Origin of the sequence: Tistrella bauzanensis, from assembly GCF_014636235.1 — a bacterium.
Lineage (GTDB): Bacteria > Pseudomonadota > Alphaproteobacteria > Tistrellales > Tistrellaceae > Tistrella > Tistrella bauzanensis.
The window spans coordinates 128,603-154,930 of record NZ_BMDZ01000002.1; the positions used below are offsets into that span (position 1 = coordinate 128,603).

At 66.3% G+C, this 26,328-nt stretch carries 24 protein-coding genes and 1 pseudogene; 13 read left to right on the forward strand and 12 right to left on the reverse strand.

Annotation, left to right across the window (positions count from 1 at the left end):
- Nucleotides 1–144: 144 nt before the first annotated feature.
- The 5 genes from torT (at nt 145) to IEW15_RS01735 (ending at nt 6,925) form a co-directional block, all read left to right on the forward strand.
- On the forward strand, nt 145–1,224 hold the full coding sequence (torT, locus tag IEW15_RS01715) for a TMAO reductase system periplasmic protein TorT (RefSeq protein WP_188574236.1): 1,080 nt from the start codon (nt 145–147) through the stop codon (nt 1,222–1,224).
- A gap of 142 nt (nt 1,225–1,366) precedes the next feature.
- The gene (locus IEW15_RS01720; protein ID WP_188574239.1) at nt 1,367–2,905 is read left to right on the forward strand and encodes a sugar ABC transporter ATP-binding protein; all 1,539 of its coding nucleotides are present in this window, start codon (nt 1,367–1,369) and stop codon (nt 2,903–2,905) included.
- Nucleotides 2,906–2,934: 29 nt separating this feature from the next.
- Nucleotides 2,935–3,951 (forward strand): ABC transporter permease, encoded by a 1,017-nt coding sequence (locus IEW15_RS01725; RefSeq protein WP_188574440.1) that lies wholly within the window; start codon nt 2,935–2,937, stop codon nt 3,949–3,951.
- Nucleotides 3,952–4,252: 301 nt separating this feature from the next.
- On the forward strand, nt 4,253–5,602 hold the full coding sequence (locus IEW15_RS01730) for a hypothetical protein (RefSeq protein ID WP_188574241.1): 1,350 nt from the start codon (nt 4,253–4,255) through the stop codon (nt 5,600–5,602).
- A gap of 84 nt (nt 5,603–5,686) precedes the next feature.
- A complete protein-coding gene (locus IEW15_RS01735) occupies nt 5,687–6,925 on the forward strand; it encodes an MFS transporter (protein ID WP_188574243.1) in 1,239 nt (412 codons plus the stop codon).
- 19 nt (nt 6,926–6,944) lie between these two features.
- On the opposite strand, the gene IEW15_RS01740 is transcribed toward IEW15_RS01735, so the two are convergent.
- Entirely contained in the window at nt 6,945–8,267 is a 1,323-nt protein-coding gene (locus tag IEW15_RS01740; protein ID WP_188574245.1) for a LysM peptidoglycan-binding domain-containing protein, read from the reverse strand.
- 172 nt (nt 8,268–8,439) lie between these two features.
- A complete protein-coding gene (locus tag IEW15_RS01745) occupies nt 8,440–9,336 on the reverse strand; it encodes a hypothetical protein (RefSeq protein ID WP_188574247.1) in 897 nt (298 codons plus the stop codon).
- Nucleotides 9,337–9,613: 277 nt separating this feature from the next.
- On the opposite strand from IEW15_RS01745, the gene IEW15_RS01750 reads away from it, so the two are divergent.
- From IEW15_RS01750 to IEW15_RS01760, 3 genes are all read left to right on the forward strand, one after another.
- Nucleotides 9,614–10,831, forward strand: coding sequence for an NADP-dependent isocitrate dehydrogenase (locus IEW15_RS01750; protein ID WP_188574248.1), 1,218 nt, complete (start codon nt 9,614–9,616; stop codon nt 10,829–10,831).
- Between the two features lie 133 nt (nt 10,832–10,964).
- Nucleotides 10,965–12,071 (forward strand): CobW family GTP-binding protein, encoded by a 1,107-nt coding sequence (locus IEW15_RS01755; protein ID WP_188574250.1) that lies wholly within the window; start codon nt 10,965–10,967, stop codon nt 12,069–12,071.
- On the forward strand, nt 12,068–12,592 hold the full coding sequence (locus IEW15_RS01760) for a GNAT family N-acetyltransferase (RefSeq protein WP_188574252.1): 525 nt from the start codon (nt 12,068–12,070) through the stop codon (nt 12,590–12,592). Before IEW15_RS01755 ends, IEW15_RS01760 begins: the two co-directional genes overlap by 4 nt.
- A 61-nt stretch (nt 12,593–12,653) precedes the next feature.
- Here the strand turns inward: IEW15_RS01760 and IEW15_RS01765 are convergent, their stop codons facing one another.
- The 3 genes and pseudogenes from IEW15_RS01765 to recA all read right to left on the reverse strand — a co-directional run bounded on the left by IEW15_RS01765 (nt 12,654) and on the right by recA (nt 17,457).
- Entirely contained in the window at nt 12,654–13,343 is a 690-nt protein-coding gene (locus IEW15_RS01765) for a hypothetical protein (protein ID WP_188574255.1), read from the reverse strand.
- Nucleotides 13,344–13,572: 229 nt separating this feature from the next.
- Nucleotides 13,573–16,233, reverse strand: coding sequence for an alanine--tRNA ligase (alaS, locus tag IEW15_RS01770; RefSeq protein ID WP_188574257.1), 2,661 nt, complete (start codon nt 16,231–16,233; stop codon nt 13,573–13,575).
- A gap of 269 nt (nt 16,234–16,502) precedes the next feature.
- Nucleotides 16,503–17,457 (reverse strand): annotated as a pseudogene (recA, locus tag IEW15_RS26445) (recombinase RecA).
- Between the two features lie 413 nt (nt 17,458–17,870).
- Here recA and IEW15_RS01780 point away from each other — a divergent pair.
- Nucleotides 17,871–18,356, forward strand: coding sequence for a hypothetical protein (locus IEW15_RS01780; RefSeq protein WP_188574259.1), 486 nt, complete (start codon nt 17,871–17,873; stop codon nt 18,354–18,356).
- Between the two features lie 146 nt (nt 18,357–18,502).
- Here IEW15_RS01780 and IEW15_RS01785 read toward each other — a convergent pair whose 3' ends face one another.
- The 7 genes from IEW15_RS01785 to flgB form a co-directional block, all read right to left on the reverse strand.
- On the reverse strand, nt 18,503–20,479 hold the full coding sequence (locus IEW15_RS01785) for an ATP-binding protein (protein WP_188574261.1): 1,977 nt from the start codon (nt 20,477–20,479) through the stop codon (nt 18,503–18,505).
- Between the two features lie 89 nt (nt 20,480–20,568).
- Nucleotides 20,569–21,648 (reverse strand): flagellar biosynthesis protein FlhB, encoded by a 1,080-nt coding sequence (gene flhB / locus IEW15_RS01790; protein ID WP_188574263.1) that lies wholly within the window; start codon nt 21,646–21,648, stop codon nt 20,569–20,571.
- A gap of 9 nt (nt 21,649–21,657) precedes the next feature.
- Entirely contained in the window at nt 21,658–22,410 is a 753-nt protein-coding gene (gene fliR, locus IEW15_RS01795) for a flagellar biosynthetic protein FliR (protein ID WP_188574265.1), read from the reverse strand.
- 78 nt (nt 22,411–22,488) lie between these two features.
- Nucleotides 22,489–22,764, reverse strand: coding sequence for a flagellar biosynthesis protein FliQ (gene fliQ, locus IEW15_RS01800; RefSeq protein ID WP_188574267.1), 276 nt, complete (start codon nt 22,762–22,764; stop codon nt 22,489–22,491).
- A 68-nt stretch (nt 22,765–22,832) separates the two neighbouring features.
- Nucleotides 22,833–23,153 (reverse strand): flagellar hook-basal body complex protein FliE, encoded by a 321-nt coding sequence (locus tag IEW15_RS01805; protein ID WP_188574269.1) that lies wholly within the window; start codon nt 23,151–23,153, stop codon nt 22,833–22,835.
- Between the two features lie 50 nt (nt 23,154–23,203).
- On the reverse strand, nt 23,204–23,611 hold the full coding sequence (flgC, locus tag IEW15_RS01810) for a flagellar basal body rod protein FlgC (RefSeq protein WP_188574271.1): 408 nt from the start codon (nt 23,609–23,611) through the stop codon (nt 23,204–23,206).
- Nucleotides 23,612–23,705: 94 nt separating this feature from the next.
- Nucleotides 23,706–24,143 carry a flagellar basal body rod protein FlgB gene (gene flgB, locus IEW15_RS01815; protein WP_188574273.1) on the reverse strand — a complete coding sequence of 146 codons (438 nt, stop codon included), beginning with the start codon at nt 24,141–24,143 and terminating at the stop codon, nt 23,706–23,708.
- A 450-nt stretch (nt 24,144–24,593) separates the two neighbouring features.
- On the opposite strand from flgB, the gene csrA reads away from it, so the two are divergent.
- The 4 genes from csrA to IEW15_RS01835 all read left to right on the forward strand — a co-directional run bounded on the left by csrA (nt 24,594) and on the right by IEW15_RS01835 (nt 26,319).
- Entirely contained in the window at nt 24,594–24,845 is a 252-nt protein-coding gene (gene csrA / locus IEW15_RS01820) for a carbon storage regulator CsrA (RefSeq protein ID WP_188574275.1), read from the forward strand.
- A gap of 179 nt (nt 24,846–25,024) precedes the next feature.
- Nucleotides 25,025–25,339 carry an EscU/YscU/HrcU family type III secretion system export apparatus switch protein gene (locus IEW15_RS01825; RefSeq protein WP_188574277.1) on the forward strand — a complete coding sequence of 105 codons (315 nt, stop codon included), beginning with the start codon at nt 25,025–25,027 and terminating at the stop codon, nt 25,337–25,339.
- A 15-nt stretch (nt 25,340–25,354) separates the two neighbouring features.
- Nucleotides 25,355–25,786 (forward strand): hypothetical protein, encoded by a 432-nt coding sequence (locus tag IEW15_RS01830; protein WP_188574279.1) that lies wholly within the window; start codon nt 25,355–25,357, stop codon nt 25,784–25,786.
- 65 nt (nt 25,787–25,851) lie between these two features.
- Entirely contained in the window at nt 25,852–26,319 is a 468-nt protein-coding gene (locus tag IEW15_RS01835; RefSeq protein ID WP_188574281.1) for a flagellar biosynthetic protein FliO, read from the forward strand.
- Nucleotides 26,320–26,328: the final 9 nt, after the last annotated feature.

The window sequence follows — 26,328 nt, forward strand, 5'->3', positions numbered from 1 at the left end:
TGACCCCCGCATACCTGCATCCGGACGTGGGAGAGCGTCCGGATGCAGCCCTCACCGCCAAGGCCTGAGCAGGAAAACCTGCCGAAAACAAGAACAAACACGCAACAACGTGAACGCACAAGACGACATCAGAGGCTCCATGTCATGAAAAAGCTCGCGATCGCACTCATGGCCGGCACGCTGTTTGCCGGCATCGCCCAGTCGTCCGGGTCCGCCCGGGCCGCCGACTGGTTTCCCTATCCCGCGGCGGAGATCACGCCTGCCTTCGCGGCCGACGGCACCTCGGCGGATGTCGATTACGTGCCGCTCGACAAGGCGTCCCAGCCCTGGAACATCTGCGTCTCGTTCCCGCATATGAAGGACGCCTACTGGCTGGGCGTCGATTACGGCGTGGCCGAGGAAGCCCGCCGGCTGGGCGTGAAGATGAACGTGGTCGAGGCCGGCGGCTATACCGAGCTTGCCAAGCAGATCAGCCAGATCGAGGATTGCGTCGCCGCCGGCGCGCAGGCGGTGGTGATCGGTGCCATCTCGTTCGACGGCCTGAACAATCTGGTCGGCGAGCTGGCCGCGAAGAACATCCCCGTGGTCGACGTGATCAATGGCATTTCCTCGCCCAAGCTGGCGGCGAAGTCGCTGGTGTCGTTCTACACCATGGGCAACGAGACCGGCCGCTATCTGGCGGCCAAGCACCCCGCCGGATCGGACCCGGTGAAGGTGGGCTGGTTCCCCGGGCCGGCGGGCGCCGGCTGGGTGGAAGCGGCCCATAAGGGGTTCATGGAGGCCGTGAAGGGCTCGGCGGTCGAGGTGCTGGAGCCGCGTTATGGCGACACCGGCAAGGAAGCCCAGCTCCGGCTGGTTGAAGACGTGCTTCAGGCAACGCCGGATGTCGCTTATATCGCCGGCACCGCCGTCACCGCCGAAGCGGCCCAGGGCCTGCTGCGCGAACGCGGTCTGACCGACAAGGTCGGCATCCTGGCGTTCTATATGACGCCGGGCGTGTATCAGGGCATCAAGCGCGGCTTCATCGAGGCGGCGCCGGCCGACAGCATGGTCATTCAGGGCCGGATCGCCATCGATCAGGCGGTGCGGGTTCTGGAAGGCAAGGATTACGTCAAGCATGTCGGCCCGAAGATCTTCGTGGTCGACCAGAAGACCATCGGCGATGTGGCGCGCGAGAGCATTCTGCCGCCCGAAAACTTCAGCCCGGTCTTCAGCGTGAACTGAGGCACGGCACCGGTTCCATGCCGGTGCCTCGCCGTCAGACCGGCACAGGCCGCCGGGGTTCAAGCCCCCGGCCCGGCGGCCCGCCGGCCGACCTGCCACGTCCCCCCGCTGGACATGTTCACACGCAGGCAAGCCCGAGGCCATGAGCCAGACACTGATCGAAACCCGCGCGCTGACCAGGCGCTATCCGGGTGTCGTGGCGCTGAACGCGGTCGATTTCGACCTGAGGCGCGGCGAAGTCCATGTGCTGTTCGGCGAGAATGGCGCCGGAAAGTCCACCCTGATCTCGATGCTGGCGGGCGCATCGACACCCAGTGACGGCCAGATCCTGATGCATGGCCGGCCGGTCACCTTCCAGTCGGTGGCCGACGCCCGCGCCGCCGGCATTTCAGCGGTGTTCCAGGAATTCTCGCTGGTGCCCACCCTGACCGTGGCCGAGAACCTGTTTCTGGGCAACGAGCCGCGCAAGGGACCGTTCGTCGATCGCGCCGCCATGCGCCGCGGCGCCGAGGCGCTGTTCGCACGCCTGGATTTCCGGATAGATCCGCGCCGCCGGGTGTCGGAGCTCAGCCGCGCCGAACAGCAGATGGTCGAGATCGCCAAGGCCCTGCATGGCGATGTCGCCATGCTGATCCTCGACGAACCCACGGCATCGCTGACCGATCGTGAGGTCGATCATCTGTTCGCCGTGGTCGGCGCCATGAAGGCACAGGGCGTCGGCATCATCTATATCTCGCACCGCATCCAGGAATTCGCCCGGATCGCCGATCGCATCACCGTGCTGCGTGACGGCGCAAAAATCGACACGGTCACCATGGCCGGTACCAGCGAGGCAAAGCTGGTGGAGATGATGGCCGGCCGCGCGATCACCGAAATCTATCCCGCCATTGCCCATTCGCCCGGGCTGTCGGTGCTGACTGTCCGCGATCTGGCGGCCTGGGGCGTGCATGGCGTGGATATCGACATCCGCCCCGGCGAAGTCCTGGGCGTCGCCGGGCTGGTCGGCTCGGGCAAGTCGCGCGCCTTCAGGGCGATGATGGGCCTGTTGCCAATCGCGCGCGGCCGGGTCATTCGCCATGATCCGGCACCCGATGCTGGCGCGGCGACGGCCCTGGATCTGACCGGCGCCAGCACCCGCCAGATGATGCAGGCGGGGGTCTATTACCTGCCGCCCGACCGCAAGACCGAAGGCCTGCAGATGGCCTTCACCGTTCGAGACAATCTGGTCCAGGGCATCATGCCGGCCATGGCCAGCCGGGGTGGGCTGCTGCCCTGGCGCCGCATCCGCGCCCATACCGAAGAGGTGGCGACCCGTGTGGAGCTGCCGGTGGCCTATCGTGGCCGGCTGGCCGCGCAGCTTTCGGGCGGCAATCAGCAGAAAACCCTGTTCGGGCGCGGGCTTGGCCAGGATTACGACATCTATATCTTCGACGAGCCCACGGTCGGTGTCGACATGGGGGCCAGGGCCGCGATCTACCGGCTGATCCGCGATCTGGCCGAGGCCGGCAAGGCGGTGGTGGTGATTTCGTCGGACCTGCCCGAAGCCATGAACCTCGCCCACCGGCTGGTGGTGTTCTCTCGCGGGAAGATCGCGGCCGAACTCGACCGCGCGGACATCAACGAAGCGGCCGTCCTGGCCCATTTCTTCGCGGAAGACGCGGAAGAGGAGATCGGTGCATGACCGAGACGCCCGCAACCCAATCCGGTCCCATGGCCACTGTCACCCCGGGCCGCGCCACCACGATCGCGGCGGTCGCCCGTCGCCTGTTCATCCGGCTGGGGGTTCTGCCGTTCTTTCTGGCCGGTGCGCTGATCATCTTCTCGATCACCTCCGACCGCTTCCTCAGTGTCGACAACCTGGTCAATGTCGCGCGCCAGTCGGTGTATCTGCTGCTGGTGTCGCTGGGCCAGATGCTGGTGCTGATCACCGGCGGCTTCGACCTCTCGGTGGGGGCGGCTGTCGCCGTCACCTCGGTGGTCTCGGCGCTGGCCATGACCACCCTCGGCGCAATGTTTCCGGATGCCGTCTGGCTGGTGATCATCGGCGGCGCCCTGGCCGGCTTCTGCGCCGCCGCGCTGATCGGGCTCGGCAACGGCATCGGCGTCGCCTATTTCGGCGTCTCGCCATTCATCATGACCCTGGGCGTCAGCTCGGTCGCGGCCGGCATATCGTTGTTCCTCACCGGCGGCGTGCCGGTTTCGGGGCTGCCCTTCGCGTTCGCCGATCTGTTCGGCTTCGGGCGCCTGTTCGGCGTGCCGGTGCCGGTGCTGGTGGCGATCGTGGCGGCGCTGGCCATGTGGGTGGTGATGACCCGCACCCGCATCGGCATGCATGTCTATGCGATCGGCGGCAACATGAAGGCGGCGCATCTGTCGGCCATCCACACCCGGCGCACGCTGATCTTCGCTTATGTGATCTGTGCGCTGATCGCCTCGCTGACCGGGTTGCTGCTGACCGCACGGGTCGAATCGGGCGAGGCCAATCTGGGCGGCACCATCGCGCTTGAAAGCATCGCCGCCTGCGTTATTGCCGGCGTGTCACTGCGTGGCGGCATCGGCCGGGTCGAGAATGTGGTCCTCGGCGCCTTCTTCATCGTTCTGGTCCAGAACGGCATGAACCTGGCGCAGGTCAGTTCGTATATGCAGATGGTGCTTCTGGGCCTGTTGCTGATCCTGGCGGTGGTCTTCGACCAGATCCGCTATCGGATGCTGATGGGGCGGGGTTGACCGCTATTCATCCAGTCGTGGGGCGTCGGGCGTGCAATGCGAGGCGCGGGGCGCGGCCAGGAAAGACGCCCCGCCTCGGTCTTGCCGGCGACGCCCCCGGCACACACAATAACCTGTGGGCCAATTTGGATGATCCTATTTACGCACCACTTGTTCTCACTCGTGTACCTCTGATAGAGTGATGGCCGTTACAAATAGCGTCTGACCGCAAACTACCTTCGTCAATGGTGTTGATTATCCCATTTTCGCAAAACTCCGTCTTTGCGAAATATGACAACAATAAACCCGAAGGGTCGGCAGAATGGCATCCATCACCCTCACGGTCGACAATCTGTCGGCAGTTCCCGATACCGACTTATACCTTGGATTCTGGGGCTCATCGCTCAACGCGAGCATCAATGGCACGGCCATGACCGCGCAGAGCTGGTACGCCCTTTCAACAATCAACAGCTTCATTATCAACAATACGACCAGTGGTCGTATATATGTGGCTTATGCAAAAAATGGCTGCACTATAAATCCGAATGCATCGATCCTGTCAGACAATGACAATGTCTTCGACAAATTCGAGCTGACCTTCGATGGAACCGTCTACAGTTGCGCGGATCTGACCGCGATCGACTTCTGGAGCATTCCGATGAGCCTGTCGACCTCGCTGAATAAGGTGCCTGTAGGGCATCTGGCGGGGCTGACCGGTACAACCACCGCCGCCGACCTCTACACAGCACTGGCGGCGCTGAGCAATCCCGTGCAATCGACACCGACGGCAAAGGCGGTGATCGAAGCCTTCGCCAAGGACGGCAACGCCCTGCCAACCGGCGTTGCCGATCAACTGCTCTCACCCGCGTCAGGCGTGGTCACCAACGGGGCTGGCGATTTTGTCAGGATCATCGGCCCCAACAGCTATCCGCCCTTCGGATCGCCCTCAACCGATGCCCTGCCCGGCCTTCCCGCCACGCCCTACAACACCTTCCTGTCCTATTACGATGCCTTGATCAGCAGCTTCGGCCCCGGCACGGCCTCGCCCGCCCCTGGTTTCACCAGCCTCGGTAATGGCCGCATCGCCACGATCAAGGGACAATTTGCCGGCAACTCCCAAGAGACTGGTCCAAGCTATGCGGCCCAGTCCTACGATCTCAAAGCCTCAATCGATAAGGCCGGCACGATCACGCTCGCTGGCGGCACAGGCCACTTCCCCAGCGTCACCATCACCATCGACCGCTGGAATCTGCTGAACCCAGCCGCCAGCTATGGCGCCTCCCCCGCCTTCTCGCTGAACGGTGGCGCGCTTCAGACGCCGGGCAACGACGTTTATGGCTGGATCCTTGGCGATTTCTTCGCCGGCCTCAACATTGGCGCCATCGGCTCGGCCACAACGGTCAAGGTCTCCGGCAACGGTGTCGCGGTTGGCGACATGGCCAGTTCCGACTGGTTTACCACCCTGCCGGCCAAGGGATTGCTGTTCGCGGCCTTGTGGCCCGCGGGCGTCACCAACCACTGGAACCAGTGGGCCGCCACCTTGAACCCCAGTTCCCAGGCCTACAACTTCGCGTTCGCCGAACGCTTCTCGGCCCCGCAGCTCAATCTCGATCCCGCGATGGTCGACACACTGACCGTCACACTCCTGGACCGGACGGTGACCTCCGGCTGAGCGCCAGTTCCCCCTTCCGCGACACGCCGGTTCGGCTATGCTGCGCCACGATCCTCTCCCCCCAAAGGATTCGTGGTGCCGCCGATGTCCAGTTCCTGTCCACCATCACCATCGCATGCCGCTGCCGAGATGAGGGGCGGCCTGCCGGGCTGGGCGGTGGCTGCCCTGATCGCGGCGGTGGCCGGCATCGGCACAGAAGCCTTTGCGGTGGCGCCGCTGCTGATCGACATCGCGGCCGATTTCGCCATGGATGTCACCGATGCGGCGCTGGCAATCAGCGCCTATGGGCTGGCGGTGGCCGTATCGGCGCCGCTGTTCGGGTTGTTTGCCGGCCATCTGCCACGGCGGCGGCTGATCGCGGGCGGCATGGTGCTGGCGGCCGTCGCGGGCGTCATCGCCGCCACGGCGCAGAGTTTCGGCATGCTGCTGGCGGCACGGGTGCTGTCGGGCTTCGCCTGCGGCGCAGTGTTGCCCACGATCTATGCCTATGTTGGCGACATGGTGCCGTTCGCGGCCCGCGGCCGGGTGATGGGCCGGGTGATGTTCGGCTGGGCGATCACCATGGTCACCGGCGTGCCGCTGGCCGGCATTGCGGGCGAGTATCTGGGCTGGCGCGGCACGTTGTTCCTGGCGGCCGGGCTGATCCTGATCCTGGCCATGACCGTGCTGCGGCTGCCGCAGCCGCCATCGGTGGCGAGCCGGATGGGTGGGGTTCCGCAGGCGGCCGGTCATGGCGGTGCCGGATTTCTGGAACGACTGGCCCATGCCGTGACCCGGCCGGGGGTGGCGGCGCTGCTGGCCACCAACCTTGCCAACATGGTCTCGTTCTATGGCATCTATGCCTATGTCGGCACGGCGCTGCGCATGGCTGAGGGTAGTGGCGCCGCCGCCGCCGGAGGCATCGTGCTGTGGTACGGGCTGGGGCTGGCGGGATCGACGCTGAATGCCCGCCTGGTCGACCGGGTCGGCAAGGACCGGGTGCTGACGTTGGCCCTGGTGGTGCTGGCGATCACCTTGGTGGCCTTGCCGCGCGTCATGGGCGTTCCGGTCGCCTTCCAGGCCGTGCTGATCCTGTGGGGGTTGGCCCAGGGACTGGTGGTGACGGCGGTCAACACGCTCGCCACGGAACGCGCCGGCCTTGCGCGCGGGCTGGTGATGGCGCTGATGAGCGCCATCACCTATCTGGGCATCAGCATCGGCGCCGGCGCCATGGGGTTGGTGATGGCCGCCTGGGGCTTCGGCGCGGTGGGCATCGTCGCAGGCGCGATCAGCCTTGTGGGCGTGGTGGCGGCGCTGGTGTCAAGCCGGCGGGCCGGCGGCTGAGGCCCCGGCCCTGCCCGTCTCAGCTCTGCCCCTCGGGCAGCACGAAGACCTGCCCCGGATAGATCAGGTCGGGGTTGCGGATCTGGTCGCGATTGGCTTCGAAGATGGTGGTATAGCGAAGGCCCTGGCCATAGGTGGCACGGGCGATGCGCCACAGATAATCGCCGGGCTGGATGACGACATAGGTCTGACCTTCCGGCAGCAGCATCGGCGATGCGGCACGCGAGAACGGCGTCTCCAGCCGAGCCAGAACCGTGCCGTCGCCATCGATCAGATCCAGGCGCAGCGTCGCCTTGCCCTCGGGGATCCGGCCCTCGGGGGTCACCACCCACAGACCGCCACGATCCGGATCGGGCCGGGCGGTCGCGATCAGGTCGTTGTCCAGATAGATCCGCACTTCTGAACCAGCCTTGGCCCGCCCGGACAGGCTGACCCGGCCTTCGGCGTCGTAATCGATCACCTCCAGGCTGAGCGGGCCTTGCGACACGCCGGCGGCATCCGGGTCGCTGCGCTGAAGCAGCCGGCCCACACCGTCGCCGTCACGCGGCACCAGCACGGCCAGGGGTTGTTCCTGTGTGGCCGGTGGCACCGCCTCGCCCCGGTCGGCGACAGTGGCCGTGGCGGCCTCCGGCGCATCATCGGGCACCACCAGCATCACGACGTCGTCGGATTTGACATGGGCGCCACCCGGCAGGGTCGCGTCCAGGTCCAGTTCGCGGGTACCACGGTTCAGCGGCTTGTCGGGAAGGATCACCCATTCGCCGCGATCATCGGCCCGCGCCCTGCCGATTTCGGTGCCGCCGTCGCGCAGCACGACGTCCGATCCGGGTTCGGCCCGGCCCGCCACCACGGTATCGCCACGCGGATTGACCCGGACGATGTCGAAGCTGGGTGCCAGGGGTGTGGGAACCGATCCCGTGGCCGGTGCCGCCACCGGCGCCATATCGGCATCGGGCGCCTTCACCAGCACGTCACGGCCGGCTGCATCCGCGGCGGGTGTCGCCGGCGCCGGCGCCGCCGTGGATGCGGGCGTTGCAGGCGCAGCGGGCGTCGCGGGTTCCGAAGGTGCCACCACCTGAGCGGCTGGCGCTGTCTGGGTCGGCGCTGTCTGGGCCGGCGCTGTCTGGCCCTGCGCTGTCTGGGCCGGTGCCGTCTGGCTGGCGGAGGTCGGGACGTCCGGCGCCGACGGCGCCGATGGCGCCTGCGCGGAAGCGGGGGCCGGCGGCGCCGGCAGGTTGGCTGAAACCGGGGCCGCGTCGTCGCGTCCCCACAGCAGCCAGCCGGCCGCGATGGCAATGATCGCGGCCAGGGCCGCGCTGATGGCAATTCTGCGTGACGTCACCGATGCCTCCCCTGCGGACCGGCGCCGCCCTGGCGTGGTCACGCGTTCCCGTCCGCTCGGAACATTAAACGCCACGCGGTTCTGCTTCAATGTGCAACGGGGGCGGCCGGCCGCTTCTTTTTTCCGCTCAAGCGCTTGCGGGCGCAGGCCCGCCGGCCTCGAATGCCTCGGGTCAGCCCGGCAGGCCCGCGCCCACCAGCATTGCGATCGCCACCGCGATCAGCACCGGCACCACCGCCACGGCGGCCAGGACCACCAGCCCTGCCAGCCGCGCCCAGATACTGCCGAGCCTGCCGCCGATACGGGCGGTGATCCGCCGCGCGGGGCCATCGGCAAACGGCACCAGCAGCAGGATCGCCAGACAGGCGGCGATCAACCCGCTTGGCCGCGACATCACCAGATGGGCCGCGATCAGGGCCAAGGCGCCGACAGCCGCGACCACCCCGGCCGCCCCGAAACCGGCACGGCCGGGCAGCAGCAGCCAGGGCAGGAAGCCCAACCCAGCCGCCGCCAGCATGAAACCGGCCTGCGCGATCGATGCCGTGCCGCCATGGAGCGCCACGGCGCCGAGACCCGCGGCGCCAAGGATCACCAGCACCATGCGGCCGGCGCCATCGCTATCGGCACGCAACGACAGCCGGGCAATCAGCACGCCAAGCCCCAGGCCCAGCCCGCCCAGCAGCAGCACCAGATCGACGGTTTCGTAACGCTGCAGCCGGCCGCCCAGCATCCACAGCACGCCACCACCGACCACCAGCACACAGGCAAGGCCGGATGCGAACCGTGCGACCCGCCCGTTCAACAGGCCGATCAGTGCCGCGGCAGCGGCGGCGGCCGTCAGCACATAGGGCAGTTTCTGGGTGCTGGATGGCGGCGGCAGCGCCGGCCGGCCCAGCATCAGCACCAGCCCGGCCAGCAGGCCCAGTGGCACCGCCACCACCGCCACCCGCCAGCCGGTGGTGCTGCCGGCCAGCCAGCGCAGCGCCGGCGGCAGCAGCAGGCCGATCATCAGCGGCCAGATCAGGGTGACCGCCATCGGATGCTCGATCAGGCTGGGGATGTCGGACACGGGGCAAGCGGCCTTTCGGATCGCAGACAATGGACGGATCATGGTGGCTGGCAGGCCCAAAGGTCGGCCGATGTCGGCCGCCGGTCAAGGTCCGCGACCGGTGACGCCATCCCGGTGCGCCAATCCGCGACCCACCGGTTTGCAAGTGCGGCGCAGGGTGCTATGTTGCGCGCCGATCGCGACCGGCGTTCTGCCGCCCGCAGCCGTCCCGGCTGCGGTGCCGCCCCGGTCGCAACGGTGCCCTTTGGGTACCGGTATCGCCGAGGAGATCGTCCGCATGACCAAGATCAAGGTCGCCAATCCCGTCGTCGAACTGGACGGTGACGAGATGACCCGCATTATCTGGCGGTTCATCAAGGACAAGCTGATCCTGCCCTATCTCGATGTCGATCTGCTCTATTACGATCTGGGCGTCGAGCATCGCGACGCGACCGGTGACAAGGTCACGGTGGATGCCGCCGAGGCGATTGCCAAGCACGGCGTCGGCGTCAAATGCGCGACCATCACCCCCGACGAGGCCCGCGTCGAGGAATTCAATCTGAAGCAGATGTGGAAGTCGCCCAACGGCACGATCCGCAACATCCTGGGCGGCACCGTGTTCCGCGAGCCGATCATCTGCCAGAACGTGCCGCGCCTGGTGCCGGGCTGGACCCAGCCGATCGTGATCGGCCGCCATGCCTTTGGCGACCAGTATCGCGCCACCGACTTCAAGGTGCCCGGCAAGGGCCGCCTGACCATCCGCTTCGAGCCCGAGGGCGGCGGTGAGGTTCAGGAATACGAAGTCTTCAAGTTCCCGGGTTCGGGCGTCGCGATGGCGATGTACAATCTTGACGACTCGATCCGCGGCTTTGCGCGCGCCTGCATGAATTATGGCCTGCAGCGCAATTACCCGGTGTATCTGTCCACCAAGAACACAATCCTGAAGGCCTATGACGGCCGCTTCAAGGATCTGTTCCAGGACGTGTTCGAGGCCGAGTTTGCCGACCGGTTCAAGGCAGCCGGCATCACCTATGAGCATCGCCTGATCGACGACATGGTCGCCTCGGCCATGAAGTGGGAAGGCGGGTTCGTCTGGGCCTGCAAGAACTATGACGGCGACGTCCAGTCCGACACCGTGGCGCAGGGCTTCGGCTCGCTGGGGCTGATGACCTCGGTGCTGATGACGCCGGATGGCAAGACCGTCGAGGCCGAAGCCGCCCATGGCACCGTCACCCGTCATTTCCGCGAGCACCAGAAGGGTCGCGAGACCTCGACCAACCCGATCGCCTCAATCTTTGCCTGGACGCGCGGCCTGGGCTATCGCGGCAAGTTCGATGATAACCAGCCGCTGATCGATTTCGCCGAGACTCTGGAACGCGTCTGCGTCCAGACGGTGGAAGACGGCCACATGACCAAGGATCTGGCGATCCTGATCAGCAAGGAGCAGCCCTGGCTCAACACCACGGCCTTCCTCGACAAGATCGACGAGAACCTGAAGAAGGCCATGGCCTCCTGATCGGGTTCTGATCGCTCGCCAGGTACATGTCCGACCAGACGACGCCCCGCAAGGTCCACGCCTTGCGGGGCGTCGTCGTTCGCCCTTACTGTTGTCGCCTCGATCCATCGCCTGCCGGAGACCTGCACGCATCATGGCCGAACGCATTATGCCCGAGTGCATTGTGGCCGAACGGCGCATTCCCGTTCTGGTGATCACCGGCTTCCTCGGTGCCGGCAAGACCAGTCTGATCGCCGACATCTTCCGCGGCCGCCCGGATCTGGCCCCCGCGACCGCGCTGGTCGTGAATGAATTCGGCGAGACCGGCATCGATCATGTGCTGCTGCGCGCGGCGAGCGAGCGTCAGGTGGCGATCGACGCCGGCTGCATCTGCTGCACCATGCGGTCGGACCTGACCGACGCGCTGATGCGCCTGCATCTCGATCACGCCCGGGGCGTCATCGACCGGCTGGACCGGGTGATCATCGAAACCACCGGGCTGGCCGATCCGGCACCGATCATCCACACGCTGGCCGCCCACCCCCTGATCGCGGCGCGGTTCGCGCTGTCGGGCATCATCGCCTGCATCGATGCCGAACATGGCGCCGGCCAGATCGACCGTCATGAAGAAGCCCTGCGGCAAGTGGTTCTGGCCGACAGGATCGTGATCACAAAAACCGATTTGACCGACGCCGGGACCATCACGACGCTCATGAAACGGATAATGGCCCTGAATGCCGGCGCCCGGATCATGGACCGCGACGTGGCGCTGAATGCCGTCGATACGCTGATCAGCCCCCTGCCCTATGCGCCCGATGCCCATGGCGACACCGCCCGAGCCTGGCTTGCCGCCGAAGCCGCCGCCGACCGGATGGCCTGCGCGGACGGCAGTTGCACGGTGCCCGGCCACCGGCATCATCATGAGCACGGGCACGATCATGACCATCATCAAGCCGCCGATGCCCGGATCGCCACCGCCATGCGGACCCTGCCCGCCGGCACGCCGCAGGATCGGATCGTCAGGGCGGCGGACCATCTGGCGGCGGCGATGGGACCGGGGCTGTTGCGGCTGAAGGGCCTGCTGCCGGCCGAGGGCGAGCGCCCGCCGCTGGCGCTGCACGGCGTTCAGCACCGGCTCTATCCGCCGATGCCGCTCAACGCCGATGCCTCGCTGCCGGACAAGCCAACCCTGGTTGCCATCACCATCGACGCCGATCCGGCGGCAGCACTCGACAGCCTTGTCCGCGAGGCGCTGTCATGACCGGCAATCGGGTGATCTTCAGCTGGTTCGGCATGAACCGGGCGCCGGATGGCCCCTCACGTCAGCAGCCGCACGACCTGCATCTGCGCATCGCCGACGCCGACCCGGCCGCCTATCTCGCGGCCTATCGGGCCGTGGGGGCACCACATGGCTGGTCGCGACGTCTGGACCTGGCGCCTGAGGCCCTGCGCACGATCCTGGCCCGGCCGGGACGGCGGGTGATCCTGGCCGAGGACGGCAATGGCACGGTGCTTGGCTTCGTCGAACTCGATCTCGCCCACGGCACGCCGGAGGCACCGGCTGCCGAGATCGTGCATTTCGGCCTGGCCCCCGCCGCACAAGGCCGCGGCTGGGGAGCGTTCCTGCTCGATCACGCCATCCGCCACGCCTTCGCTGCCGGCTGCGGCAGCGTCGTGCTGCACACCGACGACACCGACCACCCGCGTGCCTTCGCCACCTACCTGAAGGCCGGCTTCCACCTGTTGCGGGTGACGACCGCCGAGCCGGACGACTGGAATTGAGGGCAATCCGCCAACGAACCGTGTCGGAACGACATTGCGGCTGCGCCGGCCGCGCCTGCGATCAGAGCGTGAGCCGGCAGCCGGTCCGGGTCCTCATCACATTCACCTTGTCGACCGCATCGAGCAGCCTGGTCAGATTGCGATAGCTGGTGTCGTCATCGAGAACGGCGATGTCGAACATCCACCGCCCGCTGACATAATCCTGGTCGATGGTGACCGGCTCCGCGACTGGCGGATGCGCGATCAGGTCGACGGCGGGGCTGGCGCCGAGATCCGCGCGCCAGAGGCCGATCGAGGCCTTGTGGTGGCTGATCGAGACGACCAGCCATACCAGCGGGTATGACCGTGTCTGGCTGCGCACCCGCCATTTCATGTCTTCAGCCAGCATCGTCAGATGGCTGGTCCAGGCGGGATATGCGCCCGAAACCGGCTCAGGGCTGACCAATGCCAGCAATTCCGACGGCAGTGCCGCGGATGGCCCCGTGAACGAGAAGCGGCCGGGAGAGAGCTGTCCGGGCGTGGTGTACGGCAGCTGGGTCATCGCATAAGCCCAGCTATCGGCCTCCCAGCTCTCGGGGCCCGGGGCCCGGCTGGCATTGATCCACCCGGCCACCATGCCCGCCATCCCCGGCATGACCGAAAGCGCGCGCGTCATGCGCGGCGTCACCTCACCGGAGGTCAGCACCAGAAGGCCGCCGATGCCGGACGGTCCGATCTCCAGGGGCGTCAGCCCGCCATGCCTCAAGGCCATATAGCTGTCCTCCGTCCGCCGACACGCAGCACACCGCCGGTGATCGACCTGATTCGCAACGGACCGTCCATCCATGGGCGATACGAACATGAAACATACATCCGAAGGCTGTGGCACCGACAGCCCTATCCCGCGCCCTCATCCGGTGAACCGGTGGCGGGCAGAAAAAACGGGCGGCAGGTCCGATGCCTGCCGCCCGTTCGGACGCTTTCACAATCGCAACAGCCGGTCAGCCGGCGAGTGCGGCCGCCACGGCCTTCACCGCATCGGCGGCCTTGTCGGCCTCAGGGCCACCGGCCTGCGCCAGATCGGGGCGGCCGCCACCGCCCTTGCCGCCAATCGCCTCGGCGGCGGCGCGCACAAGATCGACGGCGCTGAACCGGCCGGTCAGGTCGTCAGTGACACCGACCACGACACCAGCCTTGCCGTCATGAACGCCGACGATCGCGACCACGCCCGAGCCGACCTGTTTCTTCAGCGCATCGGCGACACCGCGCAGCTCCTTGGCCGGCACGCCATCAAGCACGCGGCCGGCAAAGCGCACGCCGCCGATCTCTTCGATCTGCGCCTCGCCGCCCCCCGATGCGCCACCGGTCGCGATCTCGCGACGCAGCTTCGCAAGCTCGACATCCAGCTTCTTGCGCTCGTCGAGCAGGCTGGAAATCCGGTCGACCAGATCGCCCGGCGCCACTTTCAGGGTCGCGGAGGCTTCGGCCAGCCGGTCCTGCTGGATTTCCACAAAGGCCAGCGCCGCATCGCCGGCCACCGCCTCGATCCGTCGGATACCGGCGGCGACACCGCCCTCGGCCACGATCTTGAACAACCCGATATCGCCGGTGCGGCTGACATGGGTGCCACCGCAGAGTTCAACCGAGTACGGCATGTTGCGGCCGTCTTCGCCCAGGACCGCGCCCATGTCGACGACCCGGACCTCGTCGCCATATTTCTCGCCGAACAGCGCCATGGCGCCTTGAGCGATCGCCTCATCCGGGGTCATCAGCCGGGTGCCGACCTCGGCATTGCTGCGGATCAGCCGGTTGACGTCGGCCTCGATCGCCCTCAGATCCTCACGCGCGATCGGCGTCGGCTGCGAGAAATCGAACCGCAACCGGTCGGGTGCCACCAGCGACCCCTTCTGGGTGACATGGTCGCCCAGGCGACGACGCAGGGCCGCGTGCAGAAGATGGGTGGCCGAGTGATGGGCGCGCAGCGCATCGCGATGCGCCACATCCACCGCAAGATGCACGGCCTCGCCCACAGCGATCCGGCCGGCCACGACATGGCCGATATGAACATGCAGATCGCCCAGCTTCTTCGCGGTCTCGGTGACCTCGATATCCAGCCCGTCGGGCGTGGTGATCCGACCGGTATCGCCCATCTGGCCGCCGCTCTCGCCATAGAACGGGGTCTGGTTGACGATCACCGACACCTTGGCGCCGGCCTCGGCGGCATCGACCTGCGCGCCATCGACCAGAATCGTCTTGACCACGCCATCGGCGTCGGTCGCACCATAGCCGAGGAATTCGGTGGCACCGGCCGTGTCGCGGACATCGAACCACACCCGGTCGGTCGCAGCCTCACCGGAGCCCGCCCATGATGCCCGCGCCCGGGCCCGCGCCTCGGCCAGTGCCGCGTTGAACCCCTCGGTGTCGACGCCGCGGCCGTCGGCGCGCAGCACGTCCTGGGTCAGATCGAGCGGGAAGCCATAAGTATCATAGAGCTTGAAGGCGACATCACCCGGCAGCCGCTCGGTCGCGCCAAGGGTCTGGGTGGTTTCCTCAAGCAGCCGCATGCCGCGATCGAGCGTCTGGCGGAAGCGGGTCTCTTCCAGCTTCAGCGTCTCGGTGATCAGGGCCTGGGCACGGCGCAGTTCGTGATAATGATCGCCCATGGTCTCGATCAGCGCCGGAACCAGACGATACATCAGCGGCTCGGGCACACCCATCTTGTGGGCATGACGCATCGCGCGGCGCATGATCCGGCGCAACACATAGCCGCGGCCTTCATTCGACGGCATCACGCCGTCGGCGATCAGGAAGCCGGCCGAGCGCAGATGATCGGCGATCACCCGATGCGACATCTTGTAAGGGCCGTCGGTATCGGTGCCGCTGGCCTGGGCCGAGGCGGTGATCAGCCGGCGGAAGATATCGATGTCGTAATTGTCGTGATGGCCCTGAAGGATCGCGGCGATCCGCTCCAGCCCCATCCCGGTGTCGATCGACGGCCGCGGCAGGTCGAGGCGGTTGCCCGGTGCCAGTTGCTCGAACTGCATGAACACCAGGTTCCAGATCTCGATGAACCGGTCGCCATCCTCGTCAGGACTGCCGGGGGGACCGCCGGGGATGCCCTCGCCGTGATCGAAAAAGATCTCGGAGCACGGGCCGCACGGACCGGTGTCGCCCATCGCCCAGAAATTATCGCTGGTGGGGATGCGGATGATCCGATCGTCACCAAGCCCGGCAATCTTGCGCCACAGCGCCGCCGCATCGTCGTCGGTGTGGTAGACCGTCACCAGCAGCCGGTCCTTGGGCAGGCCGAATTCGCGCGTCACCAGGTTCCAGGCCAGCTCGATCGCCTGTTCCTTGAAGTAATCGCCGAACGAGAAATTGCCCAGCATCTCGAAGAAAGTGTGGTGCCGCGCCGTATAGCCAACATTGTCCAGGTCGTTGTGCTTGCCACCGGCGCGAACACATTTCTGGGAGCTGGTCGCGCGATCATAGGGCCGCTTTTCGGCGCCGGTGAAGACGTTCTTGAACTGGACCATGCCAGCATTGGTGAACAACAGCGTCGGGTCGTTCTGCGGCACCAGCGGGCTGGACGCAACGACCTCATGGCCGTTCTTCGCAAAGAAATCGAGGAAGGTCCGGCGGATCTCGGTCGCGCTGGTCATGGTCGAAACGCCATCCCGTGGTTGAACGCAAAGGGGGCCTCGGGCTCTGGAGTGCCCGGAACGCAGACGAGGGCGAGCGCTCCGCGCGGGTGCCGGGCGTGCAGGTGGTCCATCCGCATCCCACACCCGTCCGAAGGCTCAGCCGCGAAGGTCCAGCCGTTTTACCTGCGTGTACACCACTTGTCCACGGCGCGTGTACACGGATCGTGGACACCACTCGTCCACGGCTGCCGCATCTGCGGCAGCCGTGCGCGGCCGATGGCGCCGGATCACTCGGCCTCCGGCGCCAGCTTCAGAGCCGTGCCGCCAACCACCGACAACGGGGTCTTATTGGCGCCAAGGCCATAGGCCTCGCGCACCCGGTTCTCGATATCACGGGCGATGTCGGGGTTGTCGCGCAGGAACGTCTTGGCGTTCTCCCGGCCCTGACCGATGCGCTGCTCGCCATAGGAATACCAGGAGCCCGCCTTTTCGACGATGCCCTGCTTCACACCCATATCGACCAGCTCGCCGCTCTTCGACACGCCTTCGCCATACATGATGTCGAATTCGACCTGCTTGAACGGCGGAGCCACCTTGTTCTTCACCACCTTCACGCGGGTCTGGCTGCCGACCACCTCGTCTTTACACCACGCAGCGCGACCTGGAAATCGAGCCGGTCAGCTTGCGCAGCGCCTGGCTCATCAACCGGGCCTGAAGGCCGACATGGCTGTCGCCCATCTCGCCTTCCAGCTCGGCCTTCGGTGTCAGGGCCGCGACGCTGTCGATGACCAGAACGTCGATCGCGTTCGACCGCACCAGCGTATCGGCGATTTCAAGCGCCTGCTCGCCGGTATCGGGCTGGCTGATGATCAACTCGTCGATGTTGACGCCCAGCTTGCGGGCATAGGACGGGTCCAGCGCATGTTCCGCATCCACGAAGGCGCAGGTGCCGCCGCCGCGCTGCGCCTCGGCGATCGCGTGAAGGGCGAGCGTCGTCTTGCCTGAACTTTCAGGACCGTAAACCTCGACGACCCGGCCGCGCGGATAACCGCCGACGCCGAGTGCGATATCGAGTGCGAGCGATCCCGTGGGCACGACATCCACGTCGACCAGCTCCTGCTGGCCGAGCTTCATGACCGAGCCCTTGCCGAACGCACGCTCGATCTGACCGAGCGCCGCTTCGAGTGCCTTCTGCTTGTCCATCTCGTCCTTGCCTATCAGGCGCAGTTCGGTTTGAACCATGGGCACCATGGCCACGCCTCTCTTGTTCCACAGGCGCTCAACCGATGCAAGCACCGCCGCTTGCCATCACTATGTACTCATTTTGTTCTGGCGCGCAAGAGCCGCGTGCGGATAAACCGGCCCCTGATCGCTGACCGTGCCCTTGCCCCGTCAATCGCAATTTCCGGCTGTGGCTCAACCCATGAACCCGGTGGGTCGCGTCCCGGCCCGCCGCCCTGCGGCACCCTCTCGTGACATCCGCCGTCCTGCTTCTGTCACAGCTTTGTCCGTGTCGCGGCCGCGGCGACTGAGAGCATCATCCGTACCGAGGGGCGGGTCGCAGTCGGTTCAGTAGAGGATCGATCCGGTCGAGGGACCGCGGGCCGCCCCGCGGATTTGCATCGGACGGCGGACGGGAACAGGAGGGTCATGTGATGACCGACAGCAGCGCGAAACGGATGGACAGTCTGCTCGCCATGGCCTTGGCGATCGCCTGTGCCGGCGCAGTGGCAACCATCACCCCGGCACTGGCAGAAGATCCGATGGAGCGCCCCGGCCCTGTCGATGCTCAGACACTGGAAGCCGCGCCCGAAACCGACCCCGGGACCAATCAGCCGGTGCCGTTGCGCAACTCCCTGCCCGGCACCGCCGAGGAAAGAGTACGCTTCGAACAGGCGGCCGGGTCCGAGATCCAGCGGTGGGATGCCGAGGTGTCGCTGCGGGTTCGTGAACTGCAGCTTGCGGATGACTACGGCTCGAATCGCGCCCGCACTGAATTGACCAAATCGTGGGAAGACGTCACCCAGCGCTATCAGGAACTGCAGGCGGCACCCGATCGGCGGTTTGACGAGAAGAAAGAGGCCTTCCTCACCGCCTGGAGCAATTTTGAAGAGACCTGGCGGCGGACCCGCGCGACCTGAGGCGCCGGTCCCTCGCCAGCCGACGCCGGAGCGGTTTCGCGCCGCGCATCCCGTCCCCTCCCCGCAGCCGATACGGCTCCGGCGTCACCCCGTCCATCGTCCGCTCATCATCATGCCCGGCATTCGGCATCTGCAATCTGTAGCGGTTATTCGACGGCCTCGTCCATGGCATCGCGCACCGTCTGAACCAACTGCTTCAGATTGAACGGCTTTGGCAGGAAACGCACATTCGGGTCGTCGCCCAGACGGCGCCGGAAGGTGTCTTCGGCATAGCCCGAGATGAACACGATCGAGATGCCCGGCAGCCGCTCGCGGACCTTCTCGGCCAGGGTCGGCCCGTCCATGCCCGGCATGACCACATCCGTCACCATGACGTCGATACCGGCCTCGACCAGTTCATCCAGGCGAGCGGCCGCGGCATCGGCACTTTCGGCCTCTTCCACGGTGAAGCCGCGCTGGCGCAGCGCCCGGGCGGCAAAGGCACGCACCGGCGCTTCATCTTCCACGAACAGAACACGTCCACCGGTCTCGCCGATATCGGACCGGCGCGCCACCGGTGCCTCGGGCGCCAGATCGATCTCCAGACCGGTGGTCTCGACCTCGGTATGGCGTGGCAGAAGAATGCGGAACGCCGTGCCCCGCCCCGGCTCGCTGCGCACGAACAGGAAGCCGCCGGTCTGCCGCACGATGCCATAGGCCGTGGCGAGCCCCAGCCCGGTGCCCTGCCCGGCCGCCTTGGTGGTGAAGAACGGCTCGAAAATCTTGGGCAGAATATCGCGCGGGATACCCGATCCGGTGTCGCGCAGTTCGACCATCACATAGTCGCCGGTCGGCACCCGCTCGCGCCCGCCCGCCATCATCCAGTCACGATCCATCGCCAGCGTGTCCTCGCTGGCGAAATTGCGGGTGGCGACCGAGAGCTGCCCGCCGCTCGGCATCGCATCGCGGGCATTGACCGCCAGGTTGATGATCACCTGTTCAAGCTGGCCCTGATCGACCCGGACCGGCGCCAGATCGCGGCCGTGATGCACGTCCAGCACGATCGCCTCGCCCAGAAGCCGGCGCAGCAGATGGGTCAGTTCGGCCAGAACGTCGGTGATGTCCAGCACACGTGGCTGCAATGTCTGCTGGCGCGAGAAGGCGAGCAACTGACGCACGAGATTGGCGGCACGGTTGGCGTTCTGCTTGATCTGCATGACGTCGGCGAAGGATGCGTCACCGGGTGGATGCCGCATCAGCAACAGGTCGCAGAAGCCGATCATCGCCGTCAGCAGATTGTTGAAATCATGGGCGACGCCGCCCGCCAACTGCCCCACCGCCTGCATCTTCTGCGACTGCGCGAACTGGACCTCAAGTTCCTTGCGCTCGGTGACGTCGATCACATGGACCAGCGCCGCCGTCATGCGTTCCTCATCGGCACGTCGCAGCAGCAGCGAGGCCACCCGGTCGGGCCGCTGGCGGAAAGAGACCTCGATCGGCACCCCCGGGCGCTCAGTGCCCCTGAACACCCCGTCCAGCGCCTCGGCCAGCGCGAACCGCCGGTCGGCCACGATCAGCTCGGCAAGGGTCTGGTCCGGCTCCAATGCCTCTTCGCCCGCCAGCCGGGCCAGGGCCGCGTTGCCGGCAATGATGCCACCACGATCGTCGACCAGCGCGATGCCGATCGGTGCCAGATCGAACAGCCGGCGAAACCGGATCTCGTTGGTATCCTGCGGCATGACATCGAGGTCGAGCCGGCCTTCGGGCAGTGCCTCGGCCAGGGCCGGCGGCCCGTCCTCCATCACCAGCCGGGGCATCACACCTGGCTGATCGTCGGATGGCTCCCGTCGGGATGCCTCCGGCAGCCCGGTGCCAGGCATCGCCGCGACGACCGCGGATGCCGGCACCCACGCGGCCGCGACGTCACCCGACGCCATCGCCAGCATGCAACTGCGCGCCAGCCGCGTGCCGGCCAGGATGATCAGCAACAGGCCCGCAGCGATGACCACAGCCGCGGGGACGACCGCCACCATGCCCCCCAGCACACTTCCGGCACCGCCCGCAACCGCCGCGATGCCGGCGATTCCGAGAACAAGATCGCGCATCAGTGCCGTCGCTGCCGCTTTCATGCTGTCGCTCGCCATGCCGGTCCCGACCCCGATCCGCTTCCGTCTGCCATCACGCCGCCATCTGCTCGCATGGCGCCGGCCGCCACATCATGCCACGAAGACGCTCATCCGCGCACCCGTCGGCCTTTCGCCCGGAATACATAGCCGATCACTTCCGCCACCGCCTGATAATGCTCGAACGGAATTTCGCGATCGATCTGGGCGGTATCCCACAAGGCCCGTGCCAGCGGCGGATTTTCCACCACCGCCACGCCGCTTTCCAGCGCCAGATCACGGATGCGGAAGGCAACCGCGTCCACGCCCATGGCCACCACCACCGGCGCCGGCATTTTGGGCGGATCGTATTTCAGGGCAACCGCAAAATGCGTGGGGTTGGTGATGACAACGTCCGCGGTCGGCACCGCCGCCATCATCCGCTTGCGGGCGCGTTCCATGCGGATCTGCCGCAGCCGCGACTTGATGATCGGATCACCTTCGCTCTGCTTCATCTCGTCGCGAACCTCGCGCTGAGACATCTTCATCTTCTTCATGAACTCAAAGCGCTGGAAGGCGTAGTCGGCGGCGCCCACCACACTCATCACGCAGGCTGCCGCCATCACGATGACGAAGGCGTCATCGGCGATGCGCTCGATCAGCGTGATCGGGGCCTCGCGTGCCACCAAGTCCAGATCGTCCAGCCGCGGTCGCGCCACCAGCCAGGAGACGCCGGCAACAATCAGCAGTTTGATCAACCCTTTCAGGAATTCCACCAGGGCTTTGGCCGAGAACTGCCGCTTCAGCCCGCCGATCAGCGAAATCTTGCTGAGCGACGGCTTCAGCGATTCCGCCGACACCGTGCCCCCGCGCTGTGCCAGCCCCGAGGCCAGGGCTGCAACCATGAACACCAGCACCGGCAGCATCAGCCAGAGCAGCATCTGCAGGGCCAGCTCGCGCAGCAGCCTGCCGATGGCGCCCGGGTCCATCGGTACCCTGTCGACACCGGCGTAAAGGGTCTTCAGGCCAACCCCGATGTCGCGCACGACCGCCGGCAGAACCGCGGCGATGACGATGGTGATGGCCACCAGCATCAGCCAGTGATTGATTTCCTGACTATAGGTGACCTCGCCCTTCTTGCGAGCGTCCTCCAGCTTTTTCGGCGTTGGTTCTTCGGTTTTTTGGCTGTCGTCTTCGCTTTGCTCGCTCATTCACCCACCCTACGGCACCATGCTGTCGAGCCGCATACCGAACCGGTCCAGCCAGACCAGCATGGCAGCCGACAGGGTGATTGCAAGGATGCTCAGCCCGATCAGCATCTGAATAGGGATGGCGATGAAGAACACCTGGATGGTCGGCATCAGGCGCGCCAGAAGACCCAGCGCCACCTGGAACAACGTGCCCACCAGCAGCAGCGGTGCGGCGACCTGAGTGGCCAGCACGAAGGCCGCGTCGAGCAGGCGCCCGAGCAACTGGGCCGCATCGCCCAACGGCAGGGCCTCGCCGACCGGAAACACCCGATAGCTCTGCGCCACCGCATCCAGCATCATCAGATGCATGCCGCTTCCAAACAGCAGCACCAGCGCCAGTGCCGACAGGAAATTGCCCGGCAGTGCCCCCTGGGCCTGCTGATTGGGATCGTACATCATTGCGGTGGCGAGGCCCGACTGCATGGCGATGACCACACCGGCGGTATGCAGTGCCGACACCATGAAGCGCAGCATCGTGCCCAGCATCGCGCCGATCATGGTTTCAATCGCCACCAGCCGTACTATCTCGGCCGGTTGGTCCGGCGTGGCCGGGATCTCATTTCCGATCGTGGGCGCCAGCGCCACCGACAGCAGAATGGCCAGAACCAGCCGGATGCGGGTCGAAACCGTCGCCTCGCCGATGCCGGGCATCAGGGTGAGCGCCGCCCCCAGCCGCAGGAAGACCAGCATCACCGAGAACAGCTCGATCTGCATCTCCGGCATGTGGCGTGTCTGGCTCCCGCTTCAGGTCGGTCATGCCGGCCCGCCAGCCGACGGGACGGCACCATCAATCCTGGCCGATTATGGTGCGGCACCGATCGCTGGAATGCGCGCATACAGAACCGCCGTGTAATCGGCAAGGCCAGTCCACATAAACGGCAGGAAGATCACCAGCGCCACGACGATGGCGATGATCTTCGGCACGAAGGACAGGGTCATTTCCTGAATCTGGGTCAAAGCCTGGATCAGCGAAATCACCAGGCCAACCGTCAACGCCACCAGCATCACCGGTGCGCCGAGCTTGATCATGACCCAGAGCGCCTCGCGCCCGATGTCGATGGCCTCGTTGGGCGTCATGGGGCCTCGTTGGGCATCATGGGGACGTCATGGCGCGTTCACCGTGTCCTCCGGGGCTCATGCCGCCGTCAGATCGGCATCCGCATGATTTCCTGATAGGCGCCGATCACGCGGTCGCGGATCGCCACCACGGTCTGCAACGAAACCTCGGCGGCGGAAACCGACGTCACCACCTCGTGCAGGCTGGCGGTGCCGGAAATCGCGCCCAGGCTCGCCCGCTCCGAGGCACGGCTGCTGTCGACAGTGCGGCCGACAACGTCCTGAACCATATCGGCAAAGCCGCCGGCCCCCGACGTCCCGGCGGTGTCACCACCAGCGGCGCCCGGAACCTTCAGCCCGCGGGCGGCATTGGCATAGGCGGCTGCGGCAGAGGCGAACTTGGCATCCATTGGTCTGGTCCGTCCATGTTCAGGCAGGGCTGTCAAGCGGTCACGGCCGTTCACCGCAACAGATCGATGGCCTTCTGCAACATCATCCGCGTGGTCTCGATGACGCTCAGATTGGCTTCGTATCCGCGCTGGGCTTCACGCATGTCAACCATTTCGACCACCGGGTTGACGTTCGGCATCAACACATAGCCGTTCTCGTCCGCCGCCGGATGGCCCGGGTCGTATTCACGGCCGAAGGCGGACTGGTCAGTGCCGAAGCGGCTGATGCGCACAGTCGACAGGCCCAGTTCGCGATCGAGTCCCTCGGCAAATGTCACCGTGCGGCGACGATACGGCTCGCCGCCGGCTTCGGTCGCCGTGCTGTCGGCATTGGCCAGATTCTCGGCCACCACCCGCAGGCGTTCCGATTGCACCTGCATACCGGCGGAAGAGATCCGCATGGTCTTCATCAAATCCATCGCGTCGCCTCCCCGAACAGGTCATGGATCTCGTAGATCGGCCGTCGACGGCCTATCACAGACACGCGATCAGGCACGGGCATCCGCCATTCTGTCAGCCACCACCACCGCCACCACTCCCAAGAGCCGTGCGGATCATCTGGATATGCTTCTTGTACAGGCTGGTTGCAAGCTGGAACGATGCCGCAGTGTCGGCAATCTTCATCGCCTGGTCTTCGATGTTGATCTTGTTGCCGTCGATGCTGACCTCGACAGGCTTGCGGTCATCGACGGCACGGGCATCCGAGCCACCGCCGGCCGGCCCCATGTGATGGGCGTTGGTGGCGGTCATCTTCAGGGTGCCGGACATACCTGTCCCGCCACCGGCAGATTGCTCCGCCATTGCGCCGAAATCGACGGGCCGAAGATCCCGCGGCTTGTAGCCCGGCGTATTGGCGTTGGCAATATTCTGCGCCAGCACCGCCTGCCGGTCCGTCAGCCAGCCGAGCCGCTTTGTTACGGCGTCGAACAGTGGTATGCGCGTTATGTCCATCGTCGGGTCCGGCTTGATCGGATATCCTGCAAACGGTGCGGGCTTGCACCGTCGCGGATCGTGCGGTCTTCAATCGGGTCTTCCACAGGGTGGTTCATCGCCAACAGGGCTGCCTGTGGAACGGCATCTTCGGCCCGGTAGGAACCTGTCAGGGCCAAGGTCCGTGGCGGGACGTGCCGCCACCATAATCCCGTGTCGTGACAGGCTGTGTCGTAACAGGCTTCTCTGTCGGGCCGCAGCAGGTGTACAGGCAGATGAGGATGCCCGTTGCGGACCGATGGATCAATAAGATACCCATCGGCCTTAAGAAAGCGTAAAGCGATCGACGGGCCGGATCAAGCATGGCAGGCGCGCCGGAGGATCCGGCTGTGGGCGGATCACCAGAGCCCGCTCTTCATCCTTCGCCACCGGACATATCGTTCAGCGCATCATGATTGGAAAGGGCCATCGATGCTGTACCTGACCCGCAAGGTCGGTGAGGCCGTGATCATCAACGACGAGATCGAGGTGACCGTCGTTGAGGTGCGCGGCAAGACCGTGCGCCTGGGTCTGGCCTTTCCGGCAGATGCCACCGTTCTGCGCCGCGAGGTCTATGACCGGGTCCAGGCCGAGAACCGGGCGGCTCTGGGGCTGGACGAGGCGGCCGTGGACGCGGAGCCCGACCAGCCGGCCTTCATCGCCCGCAGCCCCGACGCCCCGTAAAGCTCCCCTCGACCCCGGCGACACCGGCGGCGGATCGGCCATGATCGTTGCACGCCGACACGGAAGGGGCCATGATCAGAACAGTGACCATGACGTCGAAGACTCCAGCCTCAGAAGGCGGTGCCGCGCTCCGGCCGGCGGATGCCATGCCAGGAGCGACAACCGATGAGCGCCGGGCCATGACCGACAGGCCGACACGCCAGGTGGCGGTGGCCCTGAGCTTCGACCCCCAAGGCGACGCGGTGCCAACCGTGGTGGCCGCGGGTCATGGGGTTCTTGCTGAAAAGATCCTCGCCATGGCTTTCGCCGCGGGCATTCCGGTGCGGCGCGATGAAGATCTGGCGGCAGTCCTCGACGCTCTGGAGCCCGAAAGCCCGATACCGCCGGCCGCATTCGCCGCCGTGGCCGAAATCCTTGCTCATCTGTATCGGCTGAATGGCCGTCTGGGCGAGACCAACAGCACGGGCGGCCGCGTGGCCGGCCAGGACGACTGACGGAGGACCGGGTCGATGACGCCCCATCAGGGCAGCCGACACCCCATGGACAGCGGCACCGGCCAGAGCGCTTCGGGCCATCATGGCACGGGCGATCATGGCACTGGTTCGCAGCAACAGGACACCGACGGCTATCCGCGCGATCCCGCGGCGGCTCTGGATGCCATTGCCGCCGAGATCGCTGCCGCGCGGGCCATTCTTGCTCGCGGCGACGCCGTCGACCTTGCCAGCGTCGAGGCGCGGGTGAACCGCTTCTGCCAGAACCTGAACGCCTTGCCGCCCGGCAGCGGCGACGGCATCCGCCCGCGGATGCTGGGGCTGATCGACGCCCTGACGGTACTGGAGCGCGAGATGCGCGCGGTGTTCGCCGAGACCCGCAAGGAAATGGACGGGTTCACTGCCCGCCAACGCGCCACGGCCGCTTATGGGCGCCCGGACGGGCGCTGAACGGCGCACGCATTCCTGACCATACCCGCTTCCCCGTCTTCCCTGTCATCTGCCGGACTGCTTGAATGACATCGATCGAGATTCTGCGCACTGTTCTGGGCTTGGCGCTGGTGGCCGGCCTGATCGGGCTGGTCGCTCTGGGCGTCCGGCGCTGGGGAGACCGGTCGGGCGCCCCCGCCCGCGGTCGCGGCCGGCGCGTGACCGTGGTGGAAACCCGCCAGGTCGACCCCAAGCGCCGGCTGATCCTGGTGCGCCGCGATGATGTGGAACACCTGCTGCTGATCGGCGGCGACGCTGATCTGGTGGTCGAGCGGAACATTCCCGTCACGGATCCGATGGCCGGTGCCGACACGCCTGTGCGCGTCATGCCGGGTGCTGGCTATGGCGCGGCGGGCACGGCCGGACGACATGATCCGATCTATGACGACGACGAGGATGATGGCCCGGTGTTGCGGGTGGACCGCCGTGGCGGCGAACCGCGCCATGGCCTGCGGCCGCAGACGCGCCGGATTCCGCCGGAGCTGGACCGGTGACATCGGCCT

Excerpts from the sequence above, each read along its gene's own strand:
- IEW15_RS01765 (WP_188574255.1), bottom strand. The coding sequence starts at position 13,343 with ATGGCCTTGAGGCATGGCGGGCTGACGCCCCTGGAGATCGGACCGTCC.
- csrA (WP_188574275.1), top strand. The coding sequence starts at position 24,594 with ATGCTGTACCTGACCCGCAAGGTCGGTGAGGCCGTGATCATCAACGAC.
- IEW15_RS01725 (WP_188574440.1), top strand. The coding sequence starts at position 2,935 with ATGGCCACTGTCACCCCGGGCCGCGCCACCACGATCGCGGCGGTCGCC.
- flhB (WP_188574263.1), bottom strand. The coding sequence starts at position 21,648 with ATGAGCGAGCAAAGCGAAGACGACAGCCAAAAAACCGAAGAACCAACG.
- flgB (WP_188574273.1), bottom strand. The coding sequence starts at position 24,143 with ATGGACATAACGCGCATACCACTGTTCGACGCCGTAACAAAGCGGCTC.
- IEW15_RS01825 (WP_188574277.1), top strand. The coding sequence starts at position 25,025 with ATGACCGACAGGCCGACACGCCAGGTGGCGGTGGCCCTGAGCTTCGAC.
- flgC (WP_188574271.1), bottom strand. The coding sequence starts at position 23,611 with ATGGATTTGATGAAGACCATGCGGATCTCTTCCGCCGGTATGCAGGTG.
- IEW15_RS01720 (WP_188574239.1), top strand. The coding sequence starts at position 1,367 with ATGAGCCAGACACTGATCGAAACCCGCGCGCTGACCAGGCGCTATCCG.
- torT (WP_188574236.1), top strand. The coding sequence starts at position 145 with ATGAAAAAGCTCGCGATCGCACTCATGGCCGGCACGCTGTTTGCCGGC.
- IEW15_RS01780 (WP_188574259.1), top strand. The coding sequence starts at position 17,871 with ATGACCGACAGCAGCGCGAAACGGATGGACAGTCTGCTCGCCATGGCC.
- IEW15_RS01750 (WP_188574248.1), top strand. The coding sequence starts at position 9,614 with ATGACCAAGATCAAGGTCGCCAATCCCGTCGTCGAACTGGACGGTGAC.
- IEW15_RS01835 (WP_188574281.1), top strand. The coding sequence starts at position 25,852 with ATGACATCGATCGAGATTCTGCGCACTGTTCTGGGCTTGGCGCTGGTG.
- IEW15_RS01805 (WP_188574269.1), bottom strand. The coding sequence starts at position 23,153 with ATGGATGCCAAGTTCGCCTCTGCCGCAGCCGCCTATGCCAATGCCGCC.
- IEW15_RS01760 (WP_188574252.1), top strand. The coding sequence starts at position 12,068 with ATGACCGGCAATCGGGTGATCTTCAGCTGGTTCGGCATGAACCGGGCG.
- fliQ (WP_188574267.1), bottom strand. The coding sequence starts at position 22,764 with ATGACGCCCAACGAGGCCATCGACATCGGGCGCGAGGCGCTCTGGGTC.
- IEW15_RS01755 (WP_188574250.1), top strand. The coding sequence starts at position 10,965 with ATGGCCGAACGCATTATGCCCGAGTGCATTGTGGCCGAACGGCGCATT.
- IEW15_RS01785 (WP_188574261.1), bottom strand. The coding sequence starts at position 20,479 with ATGGCGAGCGACAGCATGAAAGCGGCAGCGACGGCACTGATGCGCGAT.
- IEW15_RS01730 (WP_188574241.1), top strand. The coding sequence starts at position 4,253 with ATGGCATCCATCACCCTCACGGTCGACAATCTGTCGGCAGTTCCCGAT.
- IEW15_RS01830 (WP_188574279.1), top strand. The coding sequence starts at position 25,355 with ATGACGCCCCATCAGGGCAGCCGACACCCCATGGACAGCGGCACCGGC.
- alaS (WP_188574257.1), bottom strand. The coding sequence starts at position 16,233 with ATGACCAGCGCGACCGAGATCCGCCGGACCTTCCTCGATTTCTTTGCG.
- fliR (WP_188574265.1), bottom strand. The coding sequence starts at position 22,410 with ATGCCGGAGATGCAGATCGAGCTGTTCTCGGTGATGCTGGTCTTCCTG.
- IEW15_RS01735 (WP_188574243.1), top strand. The coding sequence starts at position 5,687 with ATGTCCAGTTCCTGTCCACCATCACCATCGCATGCCGCTGCCGAGATG.